The 13,027-nt window shown below is 59.1% G+C and carries 13 protein-coding genes; 11 read left to right on the top strand and 2 right to left on the bottom strand.

Annotated features, from left to right (window positions below; translation table 11 throughout):
• Positions 1-70: 70 nt before the first annotated feature.
• Entirely contained in the window at positions 71-1,129 is a 1,059-nt protein-coding gene (locus AC1DTN_RS31510) for a substrate-binding domain-containing protein (protein WP_477924099.1), read from the bottom strand.
• Positions 1,130-1,355: 226 nt separating this feature from the next.
• On the opposite strand from AC1DTN_RS31510, the gene AC1DTN_RS31505 reads away from it, so the two are divergent.
• Complete coding sequence (locus tag AC1DTN_RS31505) at positions 1,356-2,285, top strand: aldo/keto reductase (protein WP_442207473.1); 930 nt, start codon at positions 1,356-1,358, stop codon at positions 2,283-2,285.
• 57 nt (positions 2,286-2,342) lie between these two features.
• Here AC1DTN_RS31505 and AC1DTN_RS31500 read toward each other — a convergent pair whose 3' ends face one another.
• On the bottom strand, positions 2,343-3,203 hold the full coding sequence (locus tag AC1DTN_RS31500) for an AraC family transcriptional regulator (RefSeq protein WP_477924097.1): 861 nt from the start codon (positions 3,201-3,203) through the stop codon (positions 2,343-2,345).
• Between the two features lie 260 nt (positions 3,204-3,463).
• Between AC1DTN_RS31500 and AC1DTN_RS31495 the strand changes: the two genes are divergently transcribed.
• The 10 genes from AC1DTN_RS31495 (at position 3,464) to AC1DTN_RS31450 (ending at position 13,027) form a co-directional block, all read left to right on the top strand.
• Positions 3,464-4,309 carry an SDR family oxidoreductase gene (locus AC1DTN_RS31495; protein WP_442207471.1) on the top strand — a complete coding sequence of 282 codons (846 nt, stop codon included), beginning with the start codon at positions 3,464-3,466 and terminating at the stop codon, positions 4,307-4,309.
• Between the two features lie 224 nt (positions 4,310-4,533).
• Complete coding sequence (locus AC1DTN_RS31490) at positions 4,534-5,571, top strand: substrate-binding domain-containing protein (RefSeq protein ID WP_477924094.1); 1,038 nt, start codon at positions 4,534-4,536, stop codon at positions 5,569-5,571.
• 23 nt (positions 5,572-5,594) lie between these two features.
• Complete coding sequence (locus AC1DTN_RS31485; RefSeq protein WP_442207469.1) at positions 5,595-6,833, top strand: sugar ABC transporter permease; 1,239 nt, start codon at positions 5,595-5,597, stop codon at positions 6,831-6,833.
• Positions 6,830-7,591 carry an ATP-binding cassette domain-containing protein gene (locus tag AC1DTN_RS31480; protein ID WP_442207468.1) on the top strand — a complete coding sequence of 254 codons (762 nt, stop codon included), beginning with the start codon at positions 6,830-6,832 and terminating at the stop codon, positions 7,589-7,591. The genes AC1DTN_RS31485 and AC1DTN_RS31480 overlap by 4 nt, the downstream gene beginning before the upstream one ends.
• Positions 7,592-7,617: 26 nt before the next feature.
• Entirely contained in the window at positions 7,618-8,388 is a 771-nt protein-coding gene (locus tag AC1DTN_RS31475) for an SDR family NAD(P)-dependent oxidoreductase (RefSeq protein WP_442207467.1), read from the top strand.
• Between the two features lie 138 nt (positions 8,389-8,526).
• On the top strand, positions 8,527-9,684 hold the full coding sequence (locus AC1DTN_RS31470) for an ROK family protein (protein ID WP_442207466.1): 1,158 nt from the start codon (positions 8,527-8,529) through the stop codon (positions 9,682-9,684).
• 85 nt (positions 9,685-9,769) lie between these two features.
• On the top strand, positions 9,770-10,204 hold the full coding sequence (locus AC1DTN_RS31465; RefSeq protein ID WP_442207465.1) for an RbsD/FucU family protein: 435 nt from the start codon (positions 9,770-9,772) through the stop codon (positions 10,202-10,204).
• 98 nt (positions 10,205-10,302) lie between these two features.
• Positions 10,303-11,379 (top strand): Gfo/Idh/MocA family protein, encoded by a 1,077-nt coding sequence (locus tag AC1DTN_RS31460; RefSeq protein WP_477924091.1) that lies wholly within the window; start codon positions 10,303-10,305, stop codon positions 11,377-11,379.
• Positions 11,379-12,221 (top strand): sugar phosphate isomerase/epimerase family protein, encoded by an 843-nt coding sequence (locus AC1DTN_RS31455; RefSeq protein WP_442207463.1) that lies wholly within the window; start codon positions 11,379-11,381, stop codon positions 12,219-12,221. The genes AC1DTN_RS31460 and AC1DTN_RS31455 overlap by 1 nt, the downstream gene beginning before the upstream one ends.
• Complete coding sequence (locus AC1DTN_RS31450) at positions 12,218-13,027, top strand: alpha/beta fold hydrolase (RefSeq protein WP_442207462.1); 810 nt, start codon at positions 12,218-12,220, stop codon at positions 13,025-13,027. The genes AC1DTN_RS31455 and AC1DTN_RS31450 overlap by 4 nt, the downstream gene beginning before the upstream one ends.

The following is a 13,027-nucleotide window of genomic DNA, read 5'->3' as shown; positions in this document are numbered from 1 at the left end:
ATTGCGGTAGGAAAAGACGAATTCGTAACGTTACGAATGACTTGACTCGCGCAATATTTCTGAGGGATTTTTAGCGCAGGCTGAATTCACTGCGGCGTTCGACAAAACTGGCGCGGACAATCTCGCTCAGGCCGGATGCCGGCTCGCCCTGCATCGACCTGTAGAGGAGATCGCTCAGACGCTGTCCGATGATGAAATTTGGAAAATAATAGGTACTGAGCGGCGGATTGTAGAAATCGTGGAGACGACTGCCGGAATAGGTCACGATGGAAAAATCCTCGCCGACCKTTCGCCCAAGATCGGCCAGAGCGGAAACGAAGCCGAGGGCTGCCTCGTCGCTTGCCACGAAGGCGCTCGTGACCTGGGGATATTTGACAAGCGCATCCACGGCAATCTTCTTGCCGCTATCAGGCGTGGTTGCGGTGAAGAACATCCGCTCGTCAGGAACAGTCAGGTTCCTACGGTTGAACTCAGCTGTCCAGCCCTTGATGAATTGCAGGCTGTAAGTGAACTGGCTGGAGGGCGCGACCAGCAGCGGCGCCTTGTGTCCGGCATCGAGCAGTCGCGCCGCCGCAGCCGCGCCGATCTCCTCGTGGTCGATATCGATGCTCGGATGTTTGCTGAGCAGCTCGGTGCGGCCGAAGGTGACGAAGGGCATGCCGACTTCCAGCAGATATTTCACCCGATCGTCCTGAGGCCTCGTATGAGTAAGGATGAGACCATCGACGGTCCCCTCCTCGACAAGATCCCGGACGGTTGTCAGCGGGTCGTCAGCCTGAAACTGTGGGGCGACCGTCGTGCGGTAGCCATGTTGTTTCATTGCGCCGCAGAAGCCCTCGATCAGTGAGGCTACCACGATATTCATCTCGCCCTCCCGATGGAACGGCATGATGACGCCGACGGCATGTGTCTTGCCTGTTCTCAGATTGATGCCGCCGAGGTTCGGTCGGTAACCGAGATCGGACGCGGCTTTTTTGACAAGGTCGATCGTCTCCCGGTTGACCTCGGGGCCATCCTTCAAGGCGCGGCTGACGGTCGTGACGGAAAGGCCGAGCGACTTCGCCACAGTGCGCAGGGTCACCCGTTGTGCAGCCCGGCGGGATGCCGCCAGTTTTGCTTGATCCGCCACGCAGATTTCCTCCAATTTGACAGCCGATGTCCTTGCTGGACCACGGCGATCTCTAGCCTATCATGGGAGTTTCGTCCAAAGGGAGCGGCGGAATCCGAAGCCGACATCTGCGAATTCTCGACGCCATCGGTCGTTGACAGCAACAGCTCCGGCTAGCCACGCGGCCGCCGTTCCCGTAATAAGCGGATAACCATTTAGTTATTTCGCAACCCCTGAGGTATTCATCATGAAATTCTATAGGCTTCCGCAGACCGACCTCGACGTGTCGAGCATCATCCTCGGAATGATGCGGATCGCCAATATGAGCAATGGCGAAATCCAGCAGCTGGTCGGCGGCGCACGCGATGCCGGCGTGACCTTTATCGACCATGCGGACATTTATGGCGGTGCTCCGCATCGCTGCGAGGCTCGTTTCGGCGAGGCGATTTCACTCACCGCCGCCGAACGCGAGAGGCTTATCATCCAGAGCAAGGTCGGCATTCGCAAGGGATTCTTCGATTTCTCTGCCGAGCATATTCTGGCCTCGGTGGATCAGTCGCTCGCAGCGTTGAAGACTGACTATATGGACGTCCTTCTGCTGCATCGCCCAGACACGCTTGTCGAACCCGAGGAAGTCGCAGCAGCCTTCGACACGCTCAAATCTGCCGGCAAGGTCCGCCATTTCGGCGTTTCCAACCATACGCCTGGCCAGGTCGAACTACTCAAGACCGCGGTCACGCAACCGCTCATCGTCAATCAGGTGCAGCTCAGCATCACCCATGCGCCGCTGATCGCATCGGGCGTTGCCGCCAATATGGCCGGGCTTGATCAATCGATCGATCGCGACAACGGCCTGCTCGATTATTCCCGCATCAACGGCATGATGCTGCAGGCCTGGTCGCCGTTCCAGAAGGGCTTCTTCGACGGTGTCTTCCTCGGCGACCGTGAAAATTTCGCCGATCTGAACGACGCCATCGACGAACTCGCGAAGGCCTATGGCGTCACGCCGACGGGTATTGCCGTCGCCTGGATCACCCGTCATCCGGCAAAGATCCAGGTCGTCCTCGGCACTACGAAGCCGGAACGTGTCGTCGAAGCCGCGGCCGGTTCTTCTGTCTCACTGACCCGCGAGGAATGGTATCGGCTGTTCCGAGCTGCAGGACATACTCTGCCCTAACCTGCCCCGAAGATGCGGCCGCCTGTCAATCGGGCGGCCAATACGAAGCGCCGTGGCTCATGTCGCAAGCGACATCTTCGCATATTCGCTCGGCGGGCAACCGACCCTCTGGCTGAATGCGGTGCTGAACGCACTGGCGGAACGATAGCCGACCTTCTCGGCAATCTCCTCCAGACTGCAGCGGGAGTAACGCAAAGCGTCCTTGGCGACGGCCATTCGCCAGCGCAAAAGATATTCAACGGGCGCGAGCCCCACCGCTTCCGAGAATCTCCGCGCAAAGGCCGAGCGCGACATTCCGGCCCGTTGCGCCAAGTCAGCGATTGTCCAGCCACGCCGTACATCCGAATGAATGTCACCGATCGCCCGGGCAAGTTGGGGATCCGAAAGCCCTCGCAGCATGCCAGGGTGAAGCAGCCTGGAAGCCTCCCTGCGAAGGGTTTCAATCAACAGCACTTCGAGCAATCTGGACAGGATGAGATCGCTACCGACGCGCGCGTTTTCCGCTTCGTCGCGGATATAGGAAATCAGGCCACCAAGCCGGGCGCCGATCCCCTCTCCCACCTTGACATGCACAAGCCGGGGCAAGAGCTCGGACAAGAGGTCGGCGTTGGTCGGGTCGCACAGGATGCAGCCACCGACGATCCTGGTGGCACTTCCTTCGCCGACATTGCCGATTATAATCTCGCCATCGGCCAGATGTCGGGCTTTGAAGTCGTCGTCGGAAAGAACAATCTTCTCGCCGGGTCTGCTGAAGAATGAATCCGCGATCGGATTGCCTGACAGGACGAAGTCACCGGCGCTCAAACCGGTGGTTTCGCCTTCGCCGGCGCGAAACAGGGCGCTTCCCTCCATCACGAAATAGAGCATGGGCCCCGGTTGGGGCGGAACCTTAATGCCCCAGCCCCCGAAAGCTGCCATGCTGCCCATCAGGACTGTCTTGGGCCTCAGCAGCTGAATCACATCCGTCAAAGCGTCCAATGGTACGATCCGTAATATATCCTATGCCCTTCATTATGGATCGCACTTTGCCGGCAGGATAGAGCTGCATGCTCGATGAGCGAAATTGGCACTGCTTTCCGGTGAAATGGTGGACGATCCATAATGCTTTATGGACCTTAAATTATTCATAGTCCCGCCAATCAAACATAATCTCCAGACATCAATGAACGGAGATGCAAATGACAAAGACAGTCCTGATCACGGGTACATCGTCCGGTTACGGCAAGGCGACGGCGGAACTCTTTCTTCAACGCGGATGGAATGTCGTTGCGACAATGCGCCGTCCGAATCCTACGGTGTTTCCTTCTCCATCCGACAGGCTGAAGGTGCTGCCTCTCGACATCACAAAGCCCGAGACGATCGAGAAGGCGCTTTTCGACAGCGTGGCGTTGTTCGGCTCGATCGACGTGCTGATCAACAATGCCGGGATCGGCATGGCATCCGCCGTCGAGGCGACGCCCGACAATACGATCCGCGAAGTTTTCGATACAAATACCTTCGGGGTTTTCAGTGTCTGCCGTGCGATCATCCCGCAGATGCGAAACCAAGGCCATGGCACCATTATCAACGTCACCTCGAGCGTGACAATCGGCGTTATGCCGCTCGTTGCGGTCTATGCGGCCAGCAAGTTCGCGGTCGAGGGTTACACGGACTCACTGTCCTATGAACTGGAGCAGTTCAATATCAAGGCGCGGCTGGTCGAGCCGGGCTACGCACCGACCACCCGTTTCACCGCCAATGGCGGTGAGCGCATGCAGGGTCTGATCCCTGCCGATTACGGCGCTTTCGCGCAGGCCTACTTCGAAAAGATGGCAAATTACCCGACCGCATATTGCACCGAAACGGAAGTTGCCGAAGCCGCCTATCTCGCTGCGACCGACGAAGGCACCCGGCTTCGCTATCTGGCCGGCGCCGACAGCAAGATGCTTGCCGAGCTTCGCTGGTCCACCTCGGAAGACCACTATCGCGCCAGGATGCGCGATATGTTCGCCCCTGATGTAGGCAAGGCGACGGATGCGGCCTGATCTGAGATCAACAAGACGGGCGCGGGATAACCCGCGTCCGCCCTCCCTCTCCTCCGAACAAATTGCTTGCAGCTCGTCATCGCGCTCCGGAGAGGCAGTCCGATCGGTCGGATTGACTTCAATATGTATTTGCTTTAAACAAATATAAATAGCGCGGCGGGAGGCTGCGCTTTGGGCCGGCCAACGCGGTTGGACGTGCCACAATTTTCAAGAGGGAGGAATTCATGTCGAAGTTCACGAAGATGCTCGCAGGTGCCATTTCGGCAGTCGCACTTATGGCGGGCGCTGCCGCCGCGCAGGATACGGTTGGCGTCAGCTGGCGCTACTTCCAGGACGAACGCTGGAAAATCGACGAAGCCGCCATGAAGACGGTCTTCGACAAGGCGGGAGTATCCTATGTTGGCATCGACGCCCAGGGCGATCCGCAAAAGCAGGCCGCCGACATCGAAAGCCTGATTGCCCGCGGCGTGAAGGTTCTGATCATCGTTGCGCAGGACGCCAAGGCAATCATTCCTGCTATTGACGAGGCGAAACGCAGTAACATCGCCGTCATCGCCTATGATGCACCGATCGATACGGGTGACGTTCTCTATGCAAGCTTCGATAACGTGGCGGTCGGCCGGGTGATGGGCGAAGCGCTCTTGAAGGCCGTACCGAAGGGCAACTGGGTTGCCATGGACGGCGATCCGGCCCAGACCATCCAGCAGGTCTTCAAGAGCGGCCAGATGCAGGCGATCCAGGCGGCCGTAGACAAGGGCGACATAAAGATCGTCGCCCAACAAAATGTCGAACAGTGGAAGCCCGATGTCGCCGAGGCGCTGATGGAGCAGGTGCTGACGGCAAACGACAACAAGGTCGATGCGGTGCTCGCCATGAACGACAGCATCGCGAATGGCGTGGCCGCCGCACTTTCCAGCCAGGATCTCTTGGGCAAGGTCGGCATTTCCGGCCAAGATGACGACAAGAACGTACTCAACCGTATTGCCAAGGGTGAGCAGACTATGACCGTCTGGAAGGATGCGAACGCGCTTGGTGATGTCGCAGCAAAAGCAGCCGTCGAAATCATCCAAGGTGCCAAGATCGACGCCGTGACCGGCGTCAAGGCCGTCAAGACGGAGTCTGGCGCCTCCCAGCCCTCGATCATCCTCGATCCCGTGGCGATCACGCGGGACAATCTCGACCTCGTCGTCAAGTCCGGCTGGATCTCCAAGGATGTTCTTTGCAACAGCGTGACCAAGAATCCGCCCAAGGCCTGCGAATAAGCAGCCCCAGCAGGAGTTCCGCCATGACACCTGTCCTTCAGACTGCACTCAACTCCACAAGGCTCCTCCCTCGGCTGCTACAAGCGGCCGGGGGTGGCGGTCGGGACACGCGCCTTCTGGCGATGGTCATAGTCCTTGCCTTGATCTGGCTCTGCGCCAACGCTCTCACCGGCGGGGTTTTCCTGTCGCCCCGCAATCTCTTCAACCTGTCGCTCCAGGTGTCCGTCGTTGCCATCATGGCGTCAGGCATGATCCTGGTGATCGTGACACGCCACATTGACCTGTCGGTCGGCTCGCAAGTCGGCTTTCTGGGTGTGCTTGGCGGCCTCGTCCAGAGCACGTGGCTTCCCGGAAGCATGCATGCCTGGTGGCTCGCGAGCCTCGTCATGCTGGCGGGCGGAATGGTGATCGGGCTGATCCAAGGAGCGCTCGTCGCCTACGCGCGTATCCCCTCCTTTGTAGTGACATTGGGTGGTCTGCTCTTCCTTCGAAACGCCGCCTATGAACTCAACGACGGGACGACGATCGCGCCTCTCAGCGATACGTTTCAGGTCCTCGGCGGCGGACAGAACGGCGTGCTCGGCGGGCCGCTCAGCTGGACAGCTGCTGGTGCCGTAGCGGCCTACATCGCCTTCAGCCTGATGCGTAAATATCAACGCAAGAAGAAGCTCGGCATCCAGAACCCGCTGCAGGCATTCGATCTGATCTCTGCCGCGCTCTGGTGCCTCTGCGCGTTCGGCTTGGCTGCAGTCATGAACAGCTACAAGCGACCGGGAACGGATGAAGCGATGGGTCTCGCCTTCCCGGTTCTCATCCTCATTGCGGTCACGGCGCTCATGACCGTTCTTGCCAGGAGACACAGGTTTGGACGTCACGTATTTGCCGTCGGTGGCGATCCGCAGAGTGCCCGCCTGACCGGCATCAACACGCAACACGTCGTTCTCAAGGTTTTTGTCCTGATGGGGTTCCTGTCAGGGCTCGCCTCGATTGTCCTCACGGCCCGGCTGAACGCCGCCGCCAGCGGTGCAGGCACGATGATGGAGCTCTATGTGATTGCCGCAGCTGTCATTGGCGGCACGTCGCTTGCAGGCGGTGCCGGGACGATCCTCGGCGGATGCGTGGGCGCGCTGATCATGCAGAGCCTTCAGAGCGCGATGGTGTTGCTCGGCATTGCCAGCCCCTTGCAGAGCATGGTCCTTGCCGGCGTCCTCGTTCTCGCCGTCTGGATCGATACGATGTGGCGCGAAAGGAGGCCATCATGACAATCCCATTGCTCGAAGCGCATAACGTTAGCAAGGCCTTTGGCGGCGTTCACGCAGTGGAAAATGTCAGCGTGTCGCTGATGCCTGGTGAGGTCGTCGCCCTGCTCGGCCACAATGGCGCTGGCAAGTCGACCTTCATCAAGATGCTGTCCGGGGTCTTTCCCACCGACAGTGGTGAAATCCGTATCGATGGCAAGAAGGTCGAAATTCACTCACCTCACGATGCCCAGGAGCTTGGCATCGAGACGATCCATCAGACGCTTGCGCTGGCTGACAATCTTGATGCAGTCTCCAATCTCTTCCTCGGCCGCGAACAGACCGATCGCTTCGGATTTCTCGATACCGAAGCGATGGAGCATGGAGCCCGCCAGACGATTGAGCGGATGCGACTGAGAATTCCCTCACTGAATGCTTCGGTGCGATCGATGTCGGGTGGTCAGCGCCAGGCTGTGACAATTGCCCGAGCGTTGCATTTCAACGCTCGAATCCTGATCATGGACGAACCGACCGCAGCCCTTGGACCGGAGGAGACGAAAAACGTCGGCCTTCTGATTCAAGAGCTCAAAAAGCAGGGCCTGGGCATTTTCCTAATCAGCCATGACATGCACGATGTCTTCGCGCTGTCTGATCGGATCATCGTGATGAAGGCGGGAAAGGTTGTCGGCTCTTACCCGACACGCGACCTGACCCAGGACGATGCCCTTGAAATGATAATCCTCGGCCGCAAGCCGGCGCGATTTGCCGCCGCAACGGCGTGATGTAGAAAGCGAAGTGGATCGAACAAATGACCGTAAAAGCACCAAATTTCAGCCTCGAAGGTAAGGTCGTGCTCGTCACCGGTGCCGCCCGCGGTATTGGACGGGCATGTGCACTGGCCTGCGCGGCCGCAGGCGCCGACGTGATCGTTGGCGTTCGCAACGTTGAGGCGGCTGCGGATCTCGTTGCCGAGCTGGAAACGACCGGCCGCAGAGTCTTTGCGGTCACCATGGATATTTCCGATAGCCGACAGATTTCCGAAGCGGTTGCCCAGTCTATTCAGGCGTTCGGCAAAATAGACATTCTGGTCAACAATGTCGGCGTTGCGCCCGGCAATCTTGCGGAACTCGTCGAGGAAAAAGATGTCGACCAGATTCTGAACGTCAATATCAAAGGCACATTCCTCGTCACCCAGGCGGTTGCCCGCCACATGATCGAGAAAAAGAGCGGCCGCATCATCAATATCAGCTCACAGGCCGGAACTGTAACGCTGCGCGGAGAGGCGATCTATTGCATGAGCAAGGCCGCCATCAACCATTTGACACGCTGCCTTGCCGCCGAGTGGGCGCAGCATGGCATCACGGTCAATACCGTGTCGCCAACCTTCATCTGGACGGATTCCACGCGACCGGTGCTTGCCGATCAGGATTTCTATGATCGCACTGTTGGCCATATTCCGTTGGGACGGATTGGCGATACCGACGACGTCGTCGGCGCAGTCGTCTACCTCGCCTCGCCGGCCGCAGCTCTTGTCACGGGCGCCAACCTGCTGGTCGACGGGGGATGGTCGGTCGCGTGACACTGTGCTTGATGCCAATCTTTGCTTGCGGACGGGCATCTGGTACTTCGTCAGGGATTATTGCCTGCACCGATTCGAAAGGCCTGCTGGCATTCCCCAATAGCTCCTGATCGGCACATGGTGTCCCTGGGAGGAATATTGACGACGAACAGTGTCTTACGACACATGAATGCGGTGCGTTGCCTGCGCGTCCTGCGCAGGGACGCTGCCTTGTCGCGTGCCGATATTGCGCGCGAATTGAACGTGACGCGGGCGACGGTCGGCAACTCCATCAAGCAACTTCTCGCCGAAAAACTCGTCATCGATCTCAACGAGAGCGCGGAGGCGAGTGGTGCGGGCCGACCCGGCGCGCTGGTGTCGCTCAATCCGGGTGGCGCCTATTTCATCGGCCTCGACATTTCCTCGGCGGAAATCAACGCGGTTCTAATCGACTTTTCGATGCGTGTGATCGCCAAAAGGATCGTGTCGATCGCGGACCGTTATCACGCACCGGAACGCGTGATCGATCTGCTGGCGTGCCTGCCCAAGGAGCTTATCGAGATATCCAAGGTGCGCGCGTCCCGGGTGCGAGGTGTCTGTATTTCCGTTCCTGGCATCGTGCGCGACGGCAAGATCATCTCGGCGCCCTGGCTGAACTGGCAGGACGTGGACGTTGTTGCCGCCCTGTCGGAGGCAATGCAGCCTTCGTTGAAGGTCCATATCTGCAATGACGCCGTTGCCCTTGCGAGTGCCGTCGCGGCGGATGCTGCCGAAGGTGATCTCGGGGATGTTCTTCTGCTCCTCCTTGCACAGGGTATCGGCAGCGCGCACCTGCGGCAGGGCCGCGTCGTAGAGGGCGCTCACGGTCTGGGTGGTGAAGTCGGTCACATGGTGATGGGCAGCCAACCTGGAATGGCCGCGACCCATACATTTGAAATTCTTGCCGGCTATCAGAAATTTCTGCCCTTCATCGACCAGGACATTCCCATCCCCGAGGGATTGGCGAAACTCGCTACGCGCGACAGTTCTCCGGCGTTTGAAGACGCACTTGCCGAATGGGCGCTTGCGCTCGCTACCGGCGTCCTCAACCTGATCCATATCCTCGATCCGAAGACGATCGTGCTTGGCGGCCCCCTCGCCGTTCTCTATCCAAAGGTCTCCGCCCGCGTCGAGCAATTGCTTGTTGACAACCTCGTTCACGGCTTCCAGGTGCCGCCGATATCGGTCGCCCGCTTCGGTGGCGACGGTGCTGCGATCGGCGCTGCCGCGCTGTTGCGCGAAAGCCTTTTCGACATTCCCGAACTGCCATCAGTGTAATTCGGTTTTGGCCTCAAATCCCTTTGACAGCAAATTTGTATTTGTATAATACAAACGCAAATAAACCACCAAACGGAGGAACCCCATGCTGAAGCTCATTGATCCGATCCTGTCCCCCGAACTGCTTTACGCACTTCGCGCGATGGGTCATCGCCACGACATCGCCGTCGTCGATGCAAATTTCCCATGCGACGCCGGTGACGACAGGCTCATCCGCCTCGACGGCGTATCGGGTCCGCATGCGCTTGAAGCCATTCTTGGCATCTTCCCTCTGGAGGAACAGGAGCCCGAGGTGGCGTGGCGCATGATCGCCGAAAACGACCCGACCAAGATCCTGCCGGTCTTCGAAGATTACAGCGAGAACCTTCAGAAGACCCAGGGCAAGCCGGTAGAATTGACCGCTGTCGAACCAGACGACTTTAAGGATCGCGTGCGTGCCGCCCATACGGTCGTTGTGACCGGTGAGCGACGCTTCTACGGCAGTATCATCCTGCGCAAGGGCGTCATTCCGCCGCAGTGATGGGCCGTCGGTATCGTCATGCAGCCGATCTCTCGAAAGCTGTTATCTTCGACGCCAACCGGTGTTGCTCTCTAATTGCAGAAATAAGGAAACGTCAGATGCCAGCAAAACAGGAACGGCGCCTTCGCGTGGGCGTCCTCGGCGCCGGGCAGATCGCCCAGGCGGCGCATTTTGAAAGCTGCACAAAGGCGGTCAATGCTGATCTTTATGCCATCTGCGATGTCGCCGACGATCTGCGCGAGCGCATGGCGATCACGCATGGCGCTGAAAGGACCTACAGCAAGTACGACAAGATGCTCGCCGATCCGAATCTCGATGCGGTCATCATCGCCACGGCCGACGCCTTCCACGTACCCGCCTCGCTCCGCGCGCTGGAGGCCGGTAAGCATGTGCTCTGCGAGAAGCCGGTTGGCATAACCGTCGAAGAGTGCCTGCCGTTGAAGGCAGCCGTCGAGAAATCCGGCAAGGTCTTCCAGGTCGGTCACATGAAACGCTTCGACGCCGGCCTGCAAGCGGCAAAGTCCTTCATCGTTAATGAAATGGGTGAGGTAATTGGTCTAAAGGCTTGGTATTGCGACAGTACATACCGGTATCCGATGACGGACGCCGTTCAGCCGCTCATCGTTTCCAGCGCCAAGGCGAAGAAGCCATCGGAAAATCCGAAGGCTGATCTCAGGCGCTATTACATGCTCGCGCATGGTTGCCATCTGATCGACACCGCGCGCTATTTTGCCGGCGATATCGTTTCGGTCAACGCGCGGCTTTCGGAGCGTGCGGGTATCTGGTGCTGGTTCGTCGACGTCGAATTCGCCTCGGGCACGCTCGGTCACCTCGATCTGACCGTGCAGGTCCGCATGGACTGGCACGAGGGCTTCCAGATCTACGGCAAGAACGGCAGCATTCTCGGAAAGACCTATAATCCCTGGTACTACAAGACGAGCGAAGTCGATATTTTCCGCGAAGCCGATGGCGCCACCCATCGCGTGCTGGGGGCGGATGGCCACTTCTATCGCCGCCAGGTCGAGGGTTTTGCGCGCACCATTCTGGACAGCACACCCATGGAAGGCGCCGACATCGATGATGGCCTGGCTTCCGTCCAGGCCATGGTTGCCATTGCCCGGTCCGTCGAAAGCGGAAAGACCGTCCCACTCGCCGATGTCGAGGGCGGCGTGTGATGAAGCTCGGCATCTTCGCCAAGACCTTCGAAGGAACGGATCCCGCTACCGTTCTGAAATCCGTCGCTAAAGCCGGCTACACCTGCGCGCAGTATAACATGGCGTGTTCGGGCCTCCCCTCCATGCCGGATGAGATTACGGCGGCTGAAGCCCGGTCGGTTGCGGAGGCGGCCGAAAAGACCGGCGTTGAGATCGTCGCTATTTCCGGCACCTACAACATGATCCATCCCGACCTTTCTACCCGCGAGGACGGTCATCGTAGACTGGCGGTGCTGGCCCAACATTGCGCCACGATGTCCACTGGTCTCATCACATTGTGCACGGGCACACGCGATCCAATCGACCAGTGGAAGGAGCACCCCGACAATAACTCGCCCGAGGCATGGCGCGATCTGCTTGGCGCAATGGAGACGGCCATCGAGATTGCCGACCGCTACAATGTCGATCTCGGCATCGAGCCGGAGCTCGCCAACGTTGTCAATTCGGCCACCAAGGCCCGCCGGCTGATCGACGAGCTCAAGAGCCCGCGCATCAAGATCGTCATGGATCCAGCCAACCTCTTCGAGGTCGAGACACTCGGTGAGCAGCGTATGATCATCTCCTCGGCGATCGATCTGCTCGCTGATCGGATCGTCATGGCGCATGCTAAGGACCGCACGAGAGACGGTCGGTTTGCGACCGCCGGCAAGGGCGTGCTCGATTATGGCCATTATCTGCGCAGCCTGACGTCGATCGGCTTTGGCGGCAGCCTGATCACCCACGGGCTTTCGGCCAATGAAGCTGAAGGTGTTGAGGCTTTCCTCACAGCGAAGCTCAAGAATGGTGTCGGAGCCCAGAGATGACCGACATCAGGACCTTCACGACAAAGGACGGCACAAAGCTCAACGTCGACACGACAGACTATGGTCCTGCGGTTATCTTCCAGCACGGATTGTGCGGCGATGCCGGCCAGACCCGCGAAGCCTTTCCATCCGGGAGCGGCTTTCAGCGCATCACGATCGAGTCCCGCGGCCATGGCTCATCGCAGGCCAGTGATCCTGGTAAGCTGTCAATCGCCACGTTCACCGATGATATCAGTGATTTCATCGAGCAGGAGCTCGGGTGCCCTGTGGTGGTTGGCGGGATTTCGATGGGCGCGGCGATTTCGCTGCGTCTCGCCGTCAAACGTCCGGACCTCGTCAAAGCTCTGGTCGTCGCCAGGCCTGCCTGGGTAACTGCCCGCGCGCCGGCGAATATGGCGCCGAACGCTGAAGTCGGACGCCTGCTAAAAAGACTCGACCCGGAAGCCGCAAAGGCTGCCTTCATCGCCGGTGAAACAGGGCAGCGTCTCGCCGGCGAGGCTCCGGACAATCTGACCTCCCTGATGGGCTTCTTCGCACGTCAGCCAATCGAGGTCACTGCAGCACTGCTGACCGCCATATCAAACGACGGGCCTGGAGTGACGGAAGAGGAGGTTCGCGCTCTCCAGATTCCGACACTTGTCATCGGTCATGAAAGGGATCTCATCCATCCACTTTCCTACGCACGCGCCATTGGCGAGCTCATCCCCGGCGCACATTTCGCAGAGATTACACCGAAGGCTGAAAACCGGGCCCGGTATGTGTCTGACTTCCACGAAGCCATGCGCAATTTCCTGAAGGAGCTTTAG

This window comes from Rhizobium sp. 01T444, from assembly GCF_056398305.1.
Note: the sequence above shows the minus strand (reverse complement) of the source record. Positions and strands in the feature narration are given on the sequence as shown.